Raw genomic sequence first — 16,799 nt, forward strand, 5'->3', positions numbered from 1 at the left:
TTCTATCCGACTGACGAGGACGTGCCATGCGTGATCTCCTGAACGACCTTTCGGAGGGCCTGAGCCATCCCGACCCGATCCTGCGCGCGCAGATCCAGATGCAGAAACCTCTGCCGAAGCGGTTCTATAAAGATGTCACCGTCGGCGAGGCGGAGGAGGGCGGTTTTACCATCCTTCTCGATGGCAAGCCGCTGCGCACCCCCGCCAAGAAGCCGCTGACCGTCCCGACGCGCGCGCTGGCGGAACTGCTTCGCGATGAATGGGATGCCCAGAAAGAAGTGGTCAATCCGGTGGTCATGCCCGTTTCTCGGCATGTGAACACGGCCATTGATGGCGTCGCCAATGATACCCAGGCTGTTTTTGAGGACATACTTCGATTTTCCTCTTCCGATCTCCTCTGCTATCGCGCCGGCGATCCGGAAGCGCTGGTTGCGCGGCAGACGGACCATTGGGATCCGGTTCTGGACTGGGCGGCCAATGTGCTCGGAGCGCGCTTCATTCTCGTTGAAGGCGTGATGCATCAGGACCAGCCGCGCGAAGCCATCGCGGCTTTTGCGGTAACGCTGAAGAAATACGACACACCGATTGCGCTTGCCGCTCTTCACACCATGACGTCGCTGACCGGCTCCGCCATTTTGGCGCTGGCGCTGGCGGAAGGGGAGTTGACGCTGGAGGAAGCCTGGGCGCTTGCCCATCTGGATGAGGACTGGACCGCCGAACAATGGGGCGAGGACGAGGAGGCGCTGGAGCGCCGCGCCGTCAGGCTTGTCGATATGCGCGCGGCCCTCAATGTTCTGGAGTCGCTGAAGAGCGCTTCTTAACGCTTTTCTAACCCTGATGGCCGAGTATGCGGTTACCTCACGTTAGGGGAGCCGCAAATCATGAATACCACGCTGAAACGCCTTGGCACCATTGTGCTGGCGTGTTTCACGCTCATGTCTTTCAGGCTGGAACCGGAAGCGACCAATACCGACCGGCTGCTTTACGATGTGCGCGGCGCATTCGTTGCGGCACGCCCGGATGTCGCTCCGGCGCTGATGCAGTCCATTCATGCGCAGGTGCAGAATGCGATCAAGACGACGGCGCGTGGAGAAACCCGGCCGCGCGTGGTACTGACCATCCGTCTCGCATCCGTTACACGCGGTCCCTTTCTTTTCGGGGAAAGAGCGTCAGCCAAAGTCATCGTCCGCGCCGCCGCCGTTGCGACGGGAGAGGTAATCGCAGAGGCCAAATTCACCGCCACCGTCGTCAGCTTCGACGATCAGTCGATAGAGCAGGAACTTGCTTATGGTGTCGCCGAACGCGTGATCCGCGAATTCAGGCTCAGCCGGCCCGGCCCGACAACGCTGGCGACGGCATTGTTTCCATAAGCGGGACACAAAAGGCGAGGGCGCGACGCCTATTCGTCCGCATTTCAGCTTCCGAAATATTTCAAGCTTCAATCAGGCGCATCTTCGGTGCCCTTAAATTCACATACGTCGCGTATATGTAATTGACATGCGGCGCGTATGTAACTATCTGACATACGTAACGTATGTAAATGGGTGTCCGAAGCCCTCTTTTAAAAAGAGCAACGCTTCTCGCGTCCATGACCACTCAGCCAAAAGAGAGATGCATAATGACCGCACGCGAAGCAATTTTCCCCGCTAACAGGCATGCGCTTTACGAGGAGCATGGCTATTCCGCAGCTATCCGATCCGGTGACCTTCTTTTCGTTTCCGGCCAGGTCGGCAGCCGTGCCGATGGAACGCCTGAACCTGATTTTGAACGTCAGGTCCGGCTGGCCTTCGAAAACCTCAAGGCCACGCTTGCAGCGGCGGGCTGCACTTTCGACAATATTGTGGATGTAACGACGTTCCACACGGACCCGCAAAACCAGTTCGGAACGATCATGACCGTCAAGCAGGAGATTTTCAGCCAAAAGCCTTACCCGAACTGGACGGCTGTCGGCGTCAACTGGCTTGCCGGTTTCGATTTCGAGATCAAGGTCATTGCCCGCATCCCGTAATGTCAGGTTAAATCCGAAACGGCGGCGCTTACAGGGCGCCGCCAGCCTGCTTCTCCATCCTTATCCCAGCCGCTCCGCATGCCACTTCAAATGGTCATCCATGAAGGTGGAAATGAAATAATAGGAGTGGTCGTAGCGCTCATGCATGCGCAGCGTCAGGCCGATATCCGTGCCCCTGATCGCTTCTTCGAACAGCCAGGGGCGCAGGCCCTTTTCGAGAAAACTATCGGCCTTGCCCTGATCGATCAGGAACTCGGGAAAACGCGCGCCGTCCTCGACCAGTGCACAGGCGTCGTATTGACGCCATGCGGCCTTATCCGCACCGAGGTATTTTTCCAGCGCCGGCTCGGACCAGTCGGCCGAAGAGGGAGCCACGATCGGCGCAAAGGCGGAGCAGCTCTTGAAACGCTCGGGGTTCTTGAGCGCAATGGTCATAGCGCCATGGCCGCCCATCGAATGGCCAAAAATGCCCTGGCGGCTCATATCCGCACGGAAATGCTGGCCGATGAGTGCGGGCAGTTCTTCCGTCACATAGCTGTACATCCGATAGTGCTCGGACCAGGGCTCTTCTGTGGCATCGAGATAAAATCCGGCGCCCTTGCCCATCTGCCAGTTGGTCAGCTCATCTGGCACGTCATTGCCGCGCGGGCTGGTATCCGGGCAGACGACGATCAGCCCGAGTTCCGAGGCCATCCGGCGATATTCGCCCTTTTCCATGACATTGGCATGGGTGCAGGTGAGGCCGGAAAGATACCACAGGACAGGGCAGGGCTCATGGATCGCCTTCGGCGGCACATAAACCGCAAAGCTCATCTCAGATTTCAGGGTTTCGGATGTGTGCGAAAATACGCCCTGCATGCCGCCAAAGGCCGTATTCTGCGAAATAATGTTCATGAAGCCATTCCTTGTGAAATATTGCGGTTCAGCCTGCAAGCGAAACGGCTGCATTGACCGCCGCCGCCACAAGAACCGTATTGAAGAAGAAAGAAACGATGGAGTGCAGCAGCGTGACCTTGCGCATGGCGGTCGTGGTTATCCCCACATCCGACGTCTGCGCCGTCATGCCGATCACCACGGCGAAATAAAGAAAGTCGTAACCGCAGGGTTCCTTCGTGCCCGGAAAATCCATGCCGCCGCGATGCTGACGTTTGCCGTCCACCATGGCGGGCCGCCAGTAAAGATGGGCGTAATGCAGGGCGGTCATGGTGTGGATGGTCAGCCAGCCGAAGATCACCGAGGCGAAGGCGATGAGCAACGGCCAGACCGTTTCGCCGGTATGGTTGAGCGCCTGAAACAGCGATACAACCGCGACGGCAACGGCTAGCAGCGTAACGGCGATGATGGCGACCGCAGGCAGATCGTCGCTATCGGCATGGGCCTTAAGGTGCTGCGCCGTCAGGCCCGACAGGCGAAAGGCAATCAGGGTGAGATAGGTCAGGAAGAACAGAACGGCCGCGATCTCGATCGCCAGCGGCGGCGCAAAAACCAGCGCCAGGCCAAGGCTCACGGCGCCGACCAAAAAGGCAATGACGAAAGGTTGATGGCGGCGATAGCTGTTGCTTTTCATATTGGCCGGGGTCATGGGCGGCACCTTTCCGTTGGCGCCGTCATTTTTTGACACGGCGGCAGAAACGGTCAAGCGTCTCCAGAAAGGCGGAGCGGTCACGCGGTGAAAAAGCCGCATTATATCCCTTGCTTTCACCGGTTTCGCGCAGATGCGCGCCAAGATCGCGCATCGCCGTCGCCATCCCGATATTCGACTGGTCAAAAACGCGGCCCGTCGGCCCGGTCACCAGCGCACCCTTGGCGACGCAGCGGCCGGCCAGCGGCACATCGGCAGTGATGACAATGTCGTTTTCGGCCGCATGATCGGCGATCCAGTCGTCCGCCGCGTCGAAACCGGCGGAAACGATGACGTTTTTCACCATGGGATCGCGCGACGGGCGCAGACCGGAATTGGCAACGAAGGTCACTTCCAGCCCATGCCGCTCCGCCACCTTGAGAATCTCCGGCTTCACGGGGCAGGCATCGGCATCGACATAGATTTGCGGGTTTTGCGGCATGAGCACTCTTTTTGAGATAATTCCTGTCACGCTTCTAAGCGCAAACGCCGCGATTACCAAGCCTATCATTGCTGAAATGCGGGGTCGATGCCGGGTAGGGGCGGCACTTGCGACCACCCTGAAAATCGCATACGTTCCCTTTATGTTCTTGTCCCGAAAGGTTTCCCATGCTGGAAGAGTTCATCGTGCAGGCGAAGTCCGCCACCTATGTCGGCGGCGGCAGCAAATCCGCGACGCCCACCCGCAAGGGATCGCACGATCTCGGTTATCAGAGCGGCGACTTGCACTATATCGACAGCTATTTCGGGGGAACCGATTTCATCGGCCAGGAGGTTGTCTGGCATCAGGGAACGGCGGTGTGGGCGATGAGTTATTACGGCCGCATCCTCCGGCCCGACATGATCGACGGCGCCACGGCCGGCATGGTCATTCAGCGGTCGCTTTCCACGCTCTATCGTCAGGGCCGGTTCCTTGGCGGTTTCACCAACCCGGTGGAAGATCTGGTCTATGTCGATACGAATGAAGGTGAATTCCGGTCCTTCACCGGCATCGAGCGCATTTACCGGGGCCATGTCGAGACGTACCGGCTTGACTATCATGGCGGGATCATAAAGCCATGAGAGATGCGGCGGGATGGGACGATGATGTTTCACCGCCCCATCACAGGCTTCAAATCAGCCGGGCTGCTTGGTCTTGCGCAGATAGGGAAGAACCGTGTCGTAAGAACCGAAACGGGCAATCGCATCCTCGTTGGAAACGGCGGCGGTGATGATGACATCTTCACCCTGCTTCCAGTTGGCCGGTGTCGCCACCTGATGTTTGGAGGTGAGCTGGATGGAATCGATCGCGCGAAGAATTTCCTCGAAGTTGCGGCCGGTGGTCATGGGGTAGGTGAGGACCAGCTTGATCTTCTTGTCGGGACCGATGACGAAGACGGAGCGCACGGTGGCGTTATCGGCAGGCGTGCGGCCTTCGGAACTGTCGCCAGCGCCGGCCGGCAGCATGTCGTAAAGCTTTGCTACCTTCAGGTCCTTGTCGCCGATCAGCGGATAATCGACGTTGAAACCGGTCGCGGTGCGAATATCGTTCTTCCATTTTTCATGGCTTTCGACCGGATCGACCGAAATACCGATGATCTTGACGCCACGCTTTTCGAATTCCGGCTGCAGGCCGCCCATCGCGCCGAGTTCCGTCGTGCAGACGGGGGTGAAGTTCTTCGGATGCGAAAACAGGACCGCCCAGCCAGCGCCGATCCAGTCGTGAAAGCTCACCGGACCATGGGTGGTCTCGGCGGTGAAGTCTGGTGCTATGTCGTTGATACGCAGGCTCATCTGATGTTTTCTCCCTAATGATTTGAACTGAAAACTGATGGTTCTCGGCAATCCGTGTCCGGCGCTGGAGCTTAGAGTTTTTGCATGAAATGGCCAGCCCTTTCATCGGGCTTCGGCAGTATTTGCTTCAGCCCCACAGAGATTTGATGGCCCTGATTTTCCCCGTTTGTCGCGGTTGCACGATATCCGCCCGGTTGATTGTTTCAGGAGGACATGATTATTCCAGAGACGATCGGGGGGCATCATGACGACTTCTTCTGCGCCTGTTTCCGCGACGGTTCGGGCACGCATTCCAGCGACGGTCTGGGTGCTGGGCATCGTTAGCCTTCTGATGGATATTTCTTCGGAAATGGTGCAGACGCTGCTGCCCTATTATCTCGTTTCCGGCCTCGGCGCTTCCGCGGTCACCGTCGGTTTCATCGAGGGCATGTCGGTTGCCATCGCCACCACGACCAAGCTGTTTTCCGGGATTATCGCGGACTGGACGAGGCGGCGGAAAATGCTCGCCGTGGTTGGATACGGTCTCGGCGCAATCTCGAAACTCGCTTTTCCCTTCGCCACCTCGCTTGGCTGGATCGTCGCCGCCAAGGCGGTGGACCGGGTCGGAAAGGGCATTCGCGGAACGCCGCGCGACGCTCTTATTGCCGATGTGACGCCGCCCGAAATTCGTGGCGCCGCATTCGGGCTCAGAAAGTCGCTCGATACGGTCGGCGGCTTCATCGGGCCGCTGGCGGCCATCGGGCTGATGTTCGCGCTCAGCGAAAATGTGCTCGCCATTTTCTGGATCGCGGTCATTCCCGCTTTCCTTGCGGTGTTCATCCTCATCGCCGGTGTGAAGGAGCCGGATGCGCCCGCAAGACCGAAAGCCGAAAAGCCATTCCGGCTCGCCGATTTTGCGAAACTCAATCTGGCGGTCTGGATCGTCATCATCGCGGCGTCGCTCCTGACCTTCGCGCGTTTCAGCGAAGCATTCCTGTTGCTGAAATCCGAAGAGGCAGGCTTCCGGCCGGCATGGATACCGATCACGATGGTCATCATGCATGCCGTCTATGGCCTGACAGCCTATCCCGCCGGCCGGCTTTCGGACAGGATCGGCCGCTCAGGGATTATCGCGGCGAGCATGGTCGTGCTGGTGGCCTCCTATCTGACGCTCGCTTTTGCCAATTCCATTCCGCTGTTCCTGTTCGGCATTCTTCTATGGGGGCTGCATATGGGCCTGTCGCAGGGTCTGCTTGCAGCCCTGATTGCGGAAACGGCGCCGCCACATCTCAAGGGAACGGCCTTCGGCGTTTTCAATCTGATGACGGGTCTCGCGGTACTGGTCGGCAATGTCATCGCCGGCTTGCTGTGGGACCTCCACGGTTCCTTCGGCACCTTCCTGGCAGGCGCCGCACTGTCTTTTACCGCATTGACGGTGTTGATCTGGGTGTCCCGTGGAAAGAGCGCCGCCGCCTGAGCCTCTACCGAAAACACGACGACGTTCCGCGCCGCCATTCGGCGAGCCGCGCCGGAGGTGGTGATGCAGAAGGTCGCCATTGCTGTCGACAAGATACGCGCAGCCGGAAAAATCGTGGGGACGCTCGCGACATTGGAAGAAATGCCGCACTGGCGGAAGCGTGGCGTGCAATTCTTCTACATCCATTCCGATCCGTTCCTGCGCCGCGGTCTCGCCGCGGTGAAGGAGGCGCTCGCCTGAGGCGGAGCAGGGGTTCTTCGGTTTAACGACGCCGCAAGCGAGGGCCTGAACCTTCAGGCCCTTGCCATGCCGTTAGAAATCCGCCGTGACGGGTTTCCACAAATGCACCGGATCGAAGCCGCCGCAGCGCGCGATCACAATCCGGGTGCCGTTTTTAACCCGCCGCCGCAAAAGATCGGAACGTTCGGACTGCGCCCGAAGAGAACCGTCATCCTGAAGCTTCTGCAGCATCGACCGCGAAAGCCCGAGTTCAGACGCCAGCAGACGATCAAGGCGTATACCGGCCTGAAGCGGAACCATGAGATCGATCTCCGCCATGGCCCAGTCGGGAGTGTCATCCCGTATCTGTTTCGCGATATCGAATTCCGGAAACTCGTCGACGCGCTGGGATTTACGTCTCAAGGCTTCGAGGTTGAATGCCTCCGCCTTTATCCATTGCGGATCGTTGGACTGCAACGCTTCGAGGACGGCAGGGCTGATGTCCCGGACATTCTCCCGCTCGAAAATCGGCCTGTTCCAGCTCTTGTCGCACATCAGGCATCTATAGATAAGCCACGCATCCAGCTTGCGGCCATTGGCATTGAGCCGGATCTTGCCGCTGGCCTGAAATGCCCTCAGGCCACCGCATCCGCTGCATGCAAGCCAGGGCTGGGGCGCCGTTCGTGGTGTAATGGTCCATTGGACCCGAAGTAAATTGCACATAGTCTCTTGGTCTTCCATTTGGAAGTCCACCGAGATGGTGCAGGAGAAAACCCTTACGGGAACGGCATGGCGGTGTTCTGGGGTGGTGAAGAGCTGAGACAGCGGCGCTGTGCAGGGCACATTGTAACAATGCCAGACCGGTCTCTTGCCACCACCCGATGAACATGATCATACGCAGACAGCCTGCGGCTATCCGCAATACGGGTGAAACTGGATTGAGACCGGTATTTACTTAGGCAAAGTCTACCTCGATGCGCCAATGCTCTTCGGTGGCGACAATAACAAACGATCGTTCCGAAGCAGAGTCATCAAGTGCAGCGAAAAGGCCGAAAGCCGTTACGATGCGACTTTTATGCAACGTCAGGTGACCCGCCCATTCTTCCCGGTTCGAACGACGTCGACGGACGGATTTTGCGCCTGTTAGCGGCTGTCGGAAACGGAAGATACCGGTGACTATACGCCAGGCAAACATCCTTAAGGGGGACGGTTTCAATCTAGAAACATGTCAAACCCGATTAGAGATGCGACGCCTCTGGCCCGTTAGAAATGCGACACTGGCTCCGACAATCAGCCCCCGACCGGACCGGCTGGGCCGGGTTGCAAGGGTAGGGAGGGGGCGGGTGTTGTTCTCCCTCTTTGGCTTTAGCTTCCTCAGTTGTAGTGACTGCTTTGCGCCAGAAGCGGACCTTGGCGATTGCGGCAGTACACTGCGCATTGTGTGACGTCGCAAAAGTCGGGAAAACAAAGTTCGCTTTAATATTTGCGATAGGACAAAAAGACCACAGTCGGCCCGGGCAGATCATATTGGCGCTTCCGCGCGCCGTACGGTTGGTTTTGTCCGCGCTGGCATCTTCACCTCTGGAACCCTAAGTGTTCAACCGGTAGATAAAAAGTCGTTTTGGGTAGAGACAGTTCTATACGTTTAGGCAGGAGCATCATCATGGCTTTGGAAAAGGTTTCGGCTGAAGAGTGGATCGATGAGGTGAAGCGGCGGACCGTCGCGCTGCCGGTGCATCTCGGGGACTATGTAGGCCGCTTCCAGCTGACTCCGGCTGGTTTGCCGCTGGAAGATATCGAGGCGCGCTATCATGTGGGCGATTTGCGGGTGGACGGTAACTTTCGGCCTGAGAGCCTGATCACGGCGGTCGATGGCGATCTCGTCGTTGGCGGACTCGTTTCGACGCAAGGCGGCGATGGCGCCGATGGCAACGCGACACTGATTGTTTTTGGCGATGTGCGGTGCAAGACGCTGATCAATGAATGGGGTAGCATCATCATTGTGATCGGCGACCTGATCATCGACGAGTGGGTTTATGCCGGGCGAGAGGATTCATCGCTAGTTGTCGGCGGGGATTTCAAGACGCCGATTTACATCGGCGCAGATATCGGGGTTACCGTCGGTGGCGCGGTGGAGGCCGATTATGCCTATGGCTACGCTACCAACTTTCCGGAACTGGGGCAAACGTATGGGGCTAGCAAGACGTTGGAGAACAGAAGCTGGCGAGAGATCGCGGCTCGGCTTGGTCTTGGCCGCGAGGTGACGGCGGAGGAGGGGCTGATGGAGGCGCTGGATATGCGGGTAATTGCGACGGGGAGTTTGTTGCCGAGTTAAAATCCTTCATTCGGCACTTTGAGCCAGACTAGGGGATCAAGCTGGCGACTTTCGCAGCAAAGTATCCGGCTGATTCCACGAATGCCATGGGTCCTCAATCCGTCTGCGACACATCATCGTCGATGTGGTTCCGGCAGCGCCGACTAACGACTGAACCAACGGCGGCTTTCACGGCGGCTCGTCTGCACGAGCGAATTGAAGGCGCAGAGCCGTCTCACGGCATTCGATCCACGATGCCCGCTTTGGGCCAAAAGCGGCCTTATTCAGCCGCCTCCATTCGAGCAAGCGCTTTCTGCCTTCTCGCAATCACTTCTGGATCGTTCATGAAATCCGTCCGTCGCCCAGGCTTGCGACTGCGCTTTCGATATCCATTGCTTTGGCTGCCGTCCGGGATCTCAAACATGCTGTTGACCTGTCCGGTTCGGCGCGGGCCACGTTTGCTCCGTTGTAAATCGCGGCCTTCCTGCATCTGAGCGACCAGCGACAGCATATCGTCCAGTCGTTTGTTCTCAACCACAGGCGACCGGTGAACCGAGCGAAGCGTGTCGAAGGTTCTGTAGGACAGGTTGAAACTCTCGTGCATGATCTCCAGACGGCCGTCCGGATAATCGCATACGATGACTTTTTGACCCGCCAGTGATGTTGCCCGTTCCGTCGGATCGAGAATGAATATCACCTTGTCATAGCGCAACGTCAGGGATTGCGAGAGCGTGCGGACCTCCTTGCGGCACATGGCACTGTCGAGGTTCTCATGGGCGGCGAGGGGACGGTGCATGTCTCTCGGATTACGTGGTGGTTTACCGAAACGAGCGTTGAAATCGATAATGAATTCCTGCGCGTAATCGTTGGCAGCGTCTATCGTATCGATACCGCGGAGCCGCAGCTCCTTGACCAATCGATCCTGCAGGGTCTGATTGGCCCGTTCAACCCGGCCCTTGGCCTGTGGAGTGTTGGCGCAGATGATGTCGATGTTCAGCTCATAGAGTGCGCGTCCAAACTGCGTCAGCCCACTGGTTCGATCTTTCTCCGAAGCGTGCGTAGAGCGAAACACGCCGTGCTTGTCGCTATAAAAAGCCAGCGGTTTACCCCATTGCTGCAAATAGGCCTTTGTCGCGTGCAGATAATCGAAAGTGTTCTCGGATCCCGCAAAGCGCAGATGTAGCAGCTTGCCGGTAGCGTCATCGATATAGACGAGAAGGGCGCATTTTGGTCCGCGACTCTCGAACCACCAGTGATGCGATCCATCGATCTGCACCAGCTCGCCAAAGCAATCGCGCCGGCCGCGTGGTTGAAAGACACGTTTCTTGCGTTCTCTCCGAGATATCCAGATGCCTGCCTCGGTCATCCACTGGCGTAACGTTTCCTTGCCGATCGCCAGTTGGTGCCGCTCAATCAGCTTCTCACGAGCCAAGGTTGGACCGAAATCGGCATACCGTTCTCTGACCAGATCGAGAACGGCGTTGCGAATATCCTCGCTGTGACGCCGGTTGCTTGGTTGTTGGCGCTTCTTCGAGACGAGACCAGGCATGCCATCGCTCTCATATGCATTTAACAGCCGATGCATCTGGCTTCGGCTGATGCAGAGCACGCCGGCGGCCTGAACGACACTCAGGCGCCGATCATGGATCTTCTGAATAACTTCGAGGCGATGCAATTCTTTCTGCGACATGGTGATCAAAAAGGACATGGCAACTCCGAACGCTCCTGACCGCAGTCAGGCTGAACATCGTCGCATCCTTGCTCCCAACGTTGACATTGACCAGCGTGGCTGTGCGAGGAGAGTGTCGCATTTCTATCCGGCCCAAGTGTCGCATTACTAAATGGGCGCTACAAAACATAATCGCATAAGATAGATTATGGAACTTATTCGATGATGTAATTCCGGATTCAATGTCGCCGCGCGATCAAGCCATGGCCGTTTCAACGCCTCGAAAGCCCGTGAATATCTTCTCCCGCCACAATCGAACTGATCATATGGTTCCGGAATTGAAAAGCACGAAACGTTGAACTGAACTCACCCTGTCAGATTGATTTTAGCGAAACACGTTTCTCAAGTTCATCTGCCAACTCTTTGCGTTCGCTATATCGATCTGTGAGATAGCTGGAAGCGTCACGCGTCAGCAGCGTGAATTTTACCAGTTCCTCACAGACATCCACGAGACGGTCATAATAGGATGACGGCTTCATCCGGCCTTCCGCGTCGAATTCCTGATACGCCCTTGCCACCGAGGACTGGTTGGGAATGGTGATCATCCGCATCCATCGGCCGAGAATTCGCATCTGGTTCACGGCGTTGAAGGACTGGCTGCCGCCGGACACTTCCATGACGGCGAGCGTCTTGCCCTGTGTCGGCCGTACAGAACCGATTGCAAGAGGAATCCAGTCGATCTGCGACTTCATGATGCCGGTCATTGCGCCATGACGTTCCGGGCTTACCCAGACCTGTCCTTCCGACCATTCTGAAAGTTCACGCAGTTCCTGCACCTTGGCATGGCTGGCTGGCGCTTCATCGGGTAAAGGCAGGCCCTTCGGATCGAATACTCGAACCTCGCAACCGAGCCGTTCGAGCAGCCGCCCAGCCTCGAACGCCAGCAGACGGCTATAGGACACCTCGCGCAGCGAGCCATAAAGGATCAGGATGCGTGGTTTATGGGTCGAAAACGCCGGACGCAGAGCCTCCGGGTCAATGCTGTGCAGGTGATGCGCCTGCAACGCGGGAAATCTATCAGACAATGCGCTTTCCTTCATTATCGAGAACCTGCTCGCAATCCTCCTTAACGAACGATCCATTGAAAGTGTCCGGCAGAATATCCAGCACGACCTCTGAAGGACGGGCGAGCCTGGTGCCGAGCGGTGTTACAACAAAGGGGCGATTGATGAGGATCGGCGTTTCCACCATCGCATCGAGTAACTGATCGTCAGTCAGGTCCGGATTGTCGAGACCGAGCTGGGCATAAGGTGTCCCCTTCTCGCGCATGGCTTCGCGCACCGTCAGGCCCGCATCCGCAATCATTCTTGAAAGCTTTTCGCGTGTCGGCGGTTCCCGCAGATATTCGATTACGGTCGGCTCGATCCCTGCCGCGCGGATCAGCGCCAGCGTGTTGCGCGACGTCCCGCAGGACGGGTTGTGATAGATGGTGATGTCCATAGTCACTGCCTTTCGGTCATTGTGGTTCGGGAAACGGCGGGTGCGGCCTCATACCAGCCCTTCGAGCGGTTCACGATCCAGACGACCGAAAGCATGACCGGAACTTCGATGAGGACGCCGACAACGGTTGCCAGCGCAGCACCTGACTGAAAGCCGAACAGGCTGATGGCGGCCGCGACCGCCAGTTCGAAGAAGTTGCTGGCGCCAATGAGTGCGGAAGGCCCGGCGACGCAATGGCGCTCACCCGTCATGCGGTTCAGGAGGTAGGCAAGCCCCGAATTCAGATAGACCTGGATGAGGATGGGAATGGCGAGCAGGCCGATGATGGCCGGCTGGGCGATGATTTGCTCGCCCTGAAAGGCGAAGAGAAGAATGAGTGTCGCAAGCAGCGCCGCCAGAGAAACCGGCTGCAGCTTTGCGAGAACGCAATCCAGCATCCGTGAGGTGCCGTCAGTCATGAGCCGATGCCTGATCAGCTGCGCAAGGATGACCGGAACGACAATATAGAGCGCAACGGAGAGAACAAGCGTATCCCAGGGCACGGTAATGGCGGAAAGGCCGAGCAGCAGGCCGACCAAGGGAGCAAAGGCCACGACCATGATCGCATCGTTGAGCGCGACCTGCGACAGCGTAAACAGCGGCTCGCCGCGTGTAAGGTTGCTCCAGACGAAGACCATCGCGGTGCATGGAGCAGCGGCAAGGATGATCAACCCGGCAACATAGGAATCGATCTCACCAGCCGGAAGATAAGGCCGGAACAGCCAGCCGATGAAAAACCAGCCGAGCAGCGCCATCGAGAACGGCTTGACGGCCCAGTTGATGAACAACGTCACGCCAATGCCGCGCCAGAACATGCCGACCTGCGAAAGAGAGCGGAAATCGATCTTGAGCAGCATCGGAATGATCATCAGCCAGATCAGGATCGCGACCGGAATATTCACTTTGGCAATCTCGGCCGCAGCGATGAGCTGGAAGACGCCGGGCATCAGATGGCCGAGCGCAACACCGGCGACGATGCACAGAAACACCCAGACGGTCAGATATCGTTCGAAGGCAGACATCAGGCCGACTTTTCTTCAGGATTGGTGGTTCCATCCAATGTACCGATCTGCCGAATCTGCGTTTCCAGCGCCATCCGATCGATGGATTGCAGGGGCAGGCTGACGAAAGCCGCGATCCTGTTTTTGAGGAAACGCGCGGCCTGCGCGAAGGCGCGCTGAACCTCGATCTCCGAGCCGACCGCAGCGGCGGGATCCTCTATCCCCCAATGGGCCGTCATCGGATGGCCGATCCAGACCGGACAGGCTTCGCCGGCGGCGCTGTCGCACACAGTGAAGATGAAATCCATCCGGGGCGCTTCCGGCCCGGCAAACACGTCCCAGCTTTTCGAGGTGAAGCCGCTGGTGGGATACCCCAGTACCGCCAGTTCCTTCAGGGCGTGAGGATTTACCTCTCCCTTCGGCTGGCTGCCGGCCGAATAGGCATTGAACCTCCCCTCACCTTCCTTGGCGAGAATGGATTCGGCAAGAATGGAGCGAGCGGAATTGCCCGTGCACAAAAAGAGCACGTTATAGATCTTGTCGGTCATGGTTTCGTTCCGTGGTTAGATCGGTGGTCTCGCAAGCCCGGCGATCGAAGCAGAAGAAGTGGTGGACACCAGCCCGGCGGCGCTCATGACGGCTTTACCTGCGGGCTGCAGCAGGGTGTCAGCTCGGCAATCAAAGGCGCGCAAAGCTCGGTCGAACCACCGCAGCAATCCTTCAGCAAAAACAGGGTCAGCAGGCGCAACCCGTCAAGATCGGCGCGATAGATGATAGACCGGCTCTGCCGCTCACTTTTGACCAGACCGGCCCGGGAAAGCGTGGCGAGATGCGCCGACATCGTGTTCTGGGGAACGTCGACAAGACGCGCGAGCTCACCGGCCGGAATGCCATCCGGCTCGTGGCGCACGAGAAGCCGGAAGGTCTCCAGGCGGGTAGATTGGGCGAGCGCGCCAAGCGCGGTTATTGCACTACTGTTATCCATATATCTAGAATAATGGATATAACGAGCGTGTCAAGTGACGGATATCGTCATGGTCGACAGGCCGGGCGAAGGAATTCCCCTCGCCCTGCCCCTGCAAGCGCTTAAACCAGCTTCGCGTCGTAAAGCCGTGAGACGACCGTTCTCGAGACCGCAGTCCGGTTTTTGGGGACTATTCGGTACGGGCCTATGCCCCAGCTGTTGCCGGCGTCGGACACCGTCCGGTTTCATCCGCTGCATTGGAATTGCCGTGCCGAAAGGAAACGGCCGATGATCAGATGCATCATCTCGGCCTCTTTCAGGGGCCGGAAATCGGGATCGACCGCCAGGCGCGAGAAAACACCGTCAATCAATGCGGCAATCCAGGTGGCGGCGCGCTCGGCGTCGAGATTGGCACAGATAATCTAATGTAATTTCAAAACTCACCAGACGCCTCCCGGCGTCTCAGGTCCAGTTCTTCGCTATAGCGCCTCAGCGTATGGCTTTCGGTGAGCAATCCGACAGGGCGATTTTCGATCTTGTCATTAACGACAACCAGCGCTTCGCTCTCCGCCGCATCGAAGGCTGCCGCCGCCTGGCGGGCATTCATGGTCGGCAGCAGCACATCGTTCTTGTATTGCAGATAGGTTTCGAGGCTGATCTTGCTGGGGTCGCGATCCATCGGGTCCGCGTAAATTTCCGGCACGAGGACGATGCCCGCATAACGCCCGTCATCATGGGTCATGATTACCCGTTGCGTCGAACCGAGCGGGAACTTCTCCTTGAAGGCCGGGAGGCCCATGCTGACATTGGCCTTGCGGATATCGGCGCGCATCATCCTGCCGACCGTCAGGTCGCGGATCCAGCCAATATCATGGGCGCTGCGAATGCTCTCGCCCCGCAGGTGAAAACGCCAGGTGGCGAAGGAGTAACCGAAGGTGGTGCGCACCACGAGCGAGGTGGTGATGACGGCGGCAAGCACCAGCGCCGTGATCTGGAAGTCGCCAGTCAGTTCCAGCGCCAGAAATGTCATCGTCAGCGGACCGCCGATAATGGCGGCGGCAAAGGCGCTCATGCCGATCACGGCATAGACGATGGGCGCTGTCGACCCATAACCGATATAGGGTGCGCAGAGCGCGAAAATCTTGCCCAGCAGCGAGCCCATGAACAGCGACGCGAAAAACAGGCCGCCGCGGAAATTCGAGCCGATGGAAATGGCGCTCGCCGCCGCTTTCAGCAGGAACAGCCCGGCCACCCCGTATATCGTCAGTTCGGCATCGATATTGAGATGCAGCGCACCATGGCCGCTCGACAGCACCTGCGGTGAAATCAGCGCAAGCCCGCCCACCGCCACGCCGCCGATGGCAGGACGCAGCCAGCCCGGAATGGCGCTTTTGCGTGCGGTTTCTTCGATGAAGGACACCGCCTGCATCAGCACGATGCCGATGGCCGCACATACGACGCCGAGAAAGATGGCGGGCACATAATCCGCCGGTGTTACACGGCTGGCATCGACAATATCGATCGAGATACCATGGCCGCCGATAATCCCGATGACCGTCGTCGCCACCAGTGCCGAGACGATGAGCGGCGCAAGCGTCACGACGGTATAGGTGCCGATGATGAGTTCGATGGCGTAAAACGCCCCGGTCAGCGGCGCGTTGAAGGCGGCCGCAATCGCCCCCGCAGCGCCGCAGCCGACAAGGATACGCATGTCCCCTCGCCGCAGCTTCAGCTTGATGCCGATCTTCGAGGCGACGCCGCTGGCGATCTGTGTGTAACCGGCCTCCAGCCCAACGGACGCGCCAAAACCGTTGGAGACGATATTCTGCACGCAGACGATGATGCTGTCCGTCAGCGACAGCCGGCCGCCATGCAGCGCATTCGCCTCGATGGGGTCGACCATGGGTTTCTTGCGGGTCTTCGAAAGGATGAAGATGATCAGCCCGAGCACGATGCCGCCGATGATCGGGCCGACAAGCACGATCCGTCCGGAAAGATCGCTGCTGCTCAGCCGCTCGACGCCGAAAACCAGCAGATGCAACGCCGTGCTCAAGGCGCCGATCAGCGCCACCAGAAGGCCTGCCGCAATGCCGATGAAGACGGCAAGGAGCACCAGTCCCAGCTCGCCCCGCCGAAACATCGCGCGCAGCCGACTGGCGCGCAGATTGTCGAAGAAGCTCGCCATACTGGGTGCACGGAAAGGCTTGGTCGACATGCTGTTCCTTTTCAGGCGGC

The 16,799-nt window shown here is 58.4% G+C and carries 19 protein-coding genes and 1 pseudogene; 8 read left to right on the top strand and 12 right to left on the bottom strand.

All coding sequences use genetic code 11. From position 1 onward, the window contains the following. Nucleotides 1-26: 26 nt before the first annotated feature. The 3 genes from AGR7B_RS07060 (at nt 27) to AGR7B_RS07070 (ending at nt 2,008) form a co-directional block, all read left to right on the top strand. Nucleotides 27-821: an ATP12 family chaperone protein gene (locus AGR7B_RS07060; RefSeq protein ID WP_059752907.1), complete on the top strand. Its 795-nt coding sequence runs from the start codon at nt 27-29 to the stop codon at nt 819-821. A 60-nt stretch (nt 822-881) separates the two neighbouring features. Beyond that, complete coding sequence (locus AGR7B_RS07065) at nt 882-1,370, top strand: hypothetical protein (RefSeq protein WP_080856337.1); 489 nt, start codon at nt 882-884, stop codon at nt 1,368-1,370. A 248-nt stretch (nt 1,371-1,618) separates the two neighbouring features. Beyond that, nucleotides 1,619-2,008: a RidA family protein gene (locus AGR7B_RS07070; protein ID WP_080852082.1), complete on the top strand. Its 390-nt coding sequence runs from the start codon at nt 1,619-1,621 to the stop codon at nt 2,006-2,008. A 60-nt stretch (nt 2,009-2,068) separates the two neighbouring features. On the opposite strand, the gene fghA is transcribed toward AGR7B_RS07070, so the two are convergent. The 3 genes from fghA to AGR7B_RS07085 are packed head-to-tail and all read right to left on the bottom strand — an operon-like array spanning nt 2,069 to nt 4,071. Next, nucleotides 2,069-2,902 (bottom strand): S-formylglutathione hydrolase, encoded by an 834-nt coding sequence (fghA, locus tag AGR7B_RS07075; protein ID WP_078052960.1) that lies wholly within the window; start codon nt 2,900-2,902, stop codon nt 2,069-2,071. Between the two features lie 28 nt (nt 2,903-2,930). Continuing rightward, nucleotides 2,931-3,590, bottom strand: coding sequence for a DUF1345 domain-containing protein (locus AGR7B_RS07080; protein WP_080856338.1), 660 nt, complete (start codon nt 3,588-3,590; stop codon nt 2,931-2,933). Between the two features lie 25 nt (nt 3,591-3,615). Continuing rightward, nucleotides 3,616-4,071: a YaiI/YqxD family protein gene (locus AGR7B_RS07085; RefSeq protein ID WP_080852077.1), complete on the bottom strand. Its 456-nt coding sequence runs from the start codon at nt 4,069-4,071 to the stop codon at nt 3,616-3,618. A 167-nt stretch (nt 4,072-4,238) separates the two neighbouring features. On the opposite strand from AGR7B_RS07085, the gene AGR7B_RS07090 reads away from it, so the two are divergent. Beyond that, nucleotides 4,239-4,691, top strand: a complete 453-nt coding sequence (locus AGR7B_RS07090; RefSeq protein WP_080856339.1) for a DUF5680 domain-containing protein — start codon at nt 4,239-4,241, stop codon at nt 4,689-4,691. A 54-nt stretch (nt 4,692-4,745) separates the two neighbouring features. Here the strand turns inward: AGR7B_RS07090 and AGR7B_RS07095 are convergent, their stop codons facing one another. Beyond that, complete coding sequence (locus AGR7B_RS07095) at nt 4,746-5,402, bottom strand: peroxiredoxin (protein WP_065655419.1); 657 nt, start codon at nt 5,400-5,402, stop codon at nt 4,746-4,748. A 244-nt stretch (nt 5,403-5,646) separates the two neighbouring features. Between AGR7B_RS07095 and AGR7B_RS07100 the strand changes: the two genes are divergently transcribed. Both AGR7B_RS07100 and AGR7B_RS07105 read left to right on the top strand, forming a co-directional pair. Then, nucleotides 5,647-6,858 carry an MFS transporter gene (locus tag AGR7B_RS07100; protein WP_080856340.1) on the top strand — a complete coding sequence of 404 codons (1,212 nt, stop codon included), beginning with the start codon at nt 5,647-5,649 and terminating at the stop codon, nt 6,856-6,858. Between the two features lie 28 nt (nt 6,859-6,886). Then, a pseudogene (locus tag AGR7B_RS07105) lies at nt 6,887-7,098 on the top strand (HpcH/HpaI aldolase family protein); the annotation flags it as partial. A gap of 72 nt (nt 7,099-7,170) precedes the next feature. On the opposite strand, the gene AGR7B_RS07110 reads toward AGR7B_RS07105, so the two are convergent. Then, nucleotides 7,171-7,920 carry a DUF1062 domain-containing protein gene (locus AGR7B_RS07110; RefSeq protein ID WP_162934072.1) on the bottom strand — a complete coding sequence of 250 codons (750 nt, stop codon included), beginning with the start codon at nt 7,918-7,920 and terminating at the stop codon, nt 7,171-7,173. Nucleotides 7,921-8,740: 820 nt separating this feature from the next. Here AGR7B_RS07110 and AGR7B_RS07115 point away from each other — a divergent pair. Beyond that, entirely contained in the window at nt 8,741-9,412 is a 672-nt protein-coding gene (locus AGR7B_RS07115) for a hypothetical protein (protein WP_080856342.1), read from the top strand. 259 nt (nt 9,413-9,671) lie between these two features. Here AGR7B_RS07115 and AGR7B_RS07120 read toward each other — a convergent pair whose 3' ends face one another. The 6 genes from AGR7B_RS07120 to AGR7B_RS07145 all read right to left on the bottom strand — a co-directional run bounded on the left by AGR7B_RS07120 (nt 9,672) and on the right by AGR7B_RS07145 (nt 14,585). Next, nucleotides 9,672-11,099 carry an ISNCY family transposase gene (locus AGR7B_RS07120; protein WP_080856343.1) on the bottom strand — a complete coding sequence of 476 codons (1,428 nt, stop codon included), beginning with the start codon at nt 11,097-11,099 and terminating at the stop codon, nt 9,672-9,674. A gap of 335 nt (nt 11,100-11,434) precedes the next feature. Beyond that, entirely contained in the window at nt 11,435-12,163 is a 729-nt protein-coding gene (gene arsH / locus AGR7B_RS07125; protein ID WP_245317712.1) for an arsenical resistance protein ArsH, read from the bottom strand. Beyond that, nucleotides 12,138-12,560 carry an arsenate reductase (glutaredoxin) gene (gene arsC, locus AGR7B_RS07130; protein ID WP_080856345.1) on the bottom strand — a complete coding sequence of 141 codons (423 nt, stop codon included), beginning with the start codon at nt 12,558-12,560 and terminating at the stop codon, nt 12,138-12,140. Before arsC ends, arsH begins: the two co-directional genes overlap by 26 nt. A gap of 2 nt (nt 12,561-12,562) precedes the next feature. Next, nucleotides 12,563-13,621 carry an ACR3 family arsenite efflux transporter gene (gene arsB, locus AGR7B_RS07135; RefSeq protein WP_080856346.1) on the bottom strand — a complete coding sequence of 353 codons (1,059 nt, stop codon included), beginning with the start codon at nt 13,619-13,621 and terminating at the stop codon, nt 12,563-12,565. Next, nucleotides 13,621-14,148, bottom strand: a complete 528-nt coding sequence (locus tag AGR7B_RS07140) for an arsenate reductase ArsC (RefSeq protein ID WP_080856347.1) — start codon at nt 14,146-14,148, stop codon at nt 13,621-13,623. The genes arsB and AGR7B_RS07140 overlap by 1 nt, the downstream gene beginning before the upstream one ends. A gap of 83 nt (nt 14,149-14,231) precedes the next feature. Continuing rightward, entirely contained in the window at nt 14,232-14,585 is a 354-nt protein-coding gene (locus tag AGR7B_RS07145) for an ArsR/SmtB family transcription factor (protein WP_078052967.1), read from the bottom strand. Between the two features lie 275 nt (nt 14,586-14,860). Here AGR7B_RS07145 and AGR7B_RS26430 point away from each other — a divergent pair, with 275 nt between their 5' ends. After that, nucleotides 14,861-14,995: a hypothetical protein gene (locus AGR7B_RS26430; RefSeq protein WP_262927925.1), complete on the top strand. Its 135-nt coding sequence runs from the start codon at nt 14,861-14,863 to the stop codon at nt 14,993-14,995. Nucleotides 14,996-14,997: 2 nt separating this feature from the next. Here AGR7B_RS26430 and AGR7B_RS07150 read toward each other — a convergent pair whose 3' ends face one another. Beyond that, nucleotides 14,998-16,779: a chloride channel protein gene (locus tag AGR7B_RS07150; RefSeq protein ID WP_078052968.1), complete on the bottom strand. Its 1,782-nt coding sequence runs from the start codon at nt 16,777-16,779 to the stop codon at nt 14,998-15,000. Between the last annotated feature and the right edge of the window lie 20 nt (nt 16,780-16,799).

This window comes from Agrobacterium deltaense RV3 (assembly GCF_900013505.1).
Lineage (GTDB): Bacteria > Pseudomonadota > Alphaproteobacteria > Rhizobiales > Rhizobiaceae > Agrobacterium > Agrobacterium leguminum.

Bases quoted from the DNA above. Each gene is read 5' to 3' on its own strand.
- AGR7B_RS26430 (WP_262927925.1), top strand. From the start codon at position 14,861: ATGCATCATCTCGGCCTCTTTCAGGGGCCGGAAATCGGGATCGACCGC.
- AGR7B_RS07150 (WP_078052968.1), bottom strand. From the start codon at position 16,779: ATGTCGACCAAGCCTTTCCGTGCACCCAGTATGGCGAGCTTCTTCGAC.
- AGR7B_RS07080 (WP_080856338.1), bottom strand. From the start codon at position 3,590: ATGACCCCGGCCAATATGAAAAGCAACAGCTATCGCCGCCATCAACCT.
- AGR7B_RS07070 (WP_080852082.1), top strand. From the start codon at position 1,619: ATGACCGCACGCGAAGCAATTTTCCCCGCTAACAGGCATGCGCTTTAC.
- AGR7B_RS07065 (WP_080856337.1), top strand. From the start codon at position 882: ATGAATACCACGCTGAAACGCCTTGGCACCATTGTGCTGGCGTGTTTC.
- fghA (WP_078052960.1), bottom strand. From the start codon at position 2,902: ATGAACATTATTTCGCAGAATACGGCCTTTGGCGGCATGCAGGGCGTA.
- AGR7B_RS07140 (WP_080856347.1), bottom strand. From the start codon at position 14,148: ATGACCGACAAGATCTATAACGTGCTCTTTTTGTGCACGGGCAATTCC.
- AGR7B_RS07060 (WP_059752907.1), top strand. From the start codon at position 27: ATGCGTGATCTCCTGAACGACCTTTCGGAGGGCCTGAGCCATCCCGAC.
- AGR7B_RS07145 (WP_078052967.1), bottom strand. From the start codon at position 14,585: ATGGATAACAGTAGTGCAATAACCGCGCTTGGCGCGCTCGCCCAATCT.
- AGR7B_RS07095 (WP_065655419.1), bottom strand. From the start codon at position 5,402: ATGAGCCTGCGTATCAACGACATAGCACCAGACTTCACCGCCGAGACC.
- AGR7B_RS07090 (WP_080856339.1), top strand. From the start codon at position 4,239: ATGCTGGAAGAGTTCATCGTGCAGGCGAAGTCCGCCACCTATGTCGGC.
- arsC (WP_080856345.1), bottom strand. From the start codon at position 12,560: ATGGACATCACCATCTATCACAACCCGTCCTGCGGGACGTCGCGCAAC.
- AGR7B_RS07085 (WP_080852077.1), bottom strand. From the start codon at position 4,071: ATGCCGCAAAACCCGCAAATCTATGTCGATGCCGATGCCTGCCCCGTG.
- AGR7B_RS07120 (WP_080856343.1), bottom strand. From the start codon at position 11,099: ATGTCCTTTTTGATCACCATGTCGCAGAAAGAATTGCATCGCCTCGAA.
- AGR7B_RS07100 (WP_080856340.1), top strand. From the start codon at position 5,647: ATGACGACTTCTTCTGCGCCTGTTTCCGCGACGGTTCGGGCACGCATT.
- AGR7B_RS07115 (WP_080856342.1), top strand. From the start codon at position 8,741: ATGGCTTTGGAAAAGGTTTCGGCTGAAGAGTGGATCGATGAGGTGAAG.
- arsB (WP_080856346.1), bottom strand. From the start codon at position 13,621: ATGTCTGCCTTCGAACGATATCTGACCGTCTGGGTGTTTCTGTGCATC.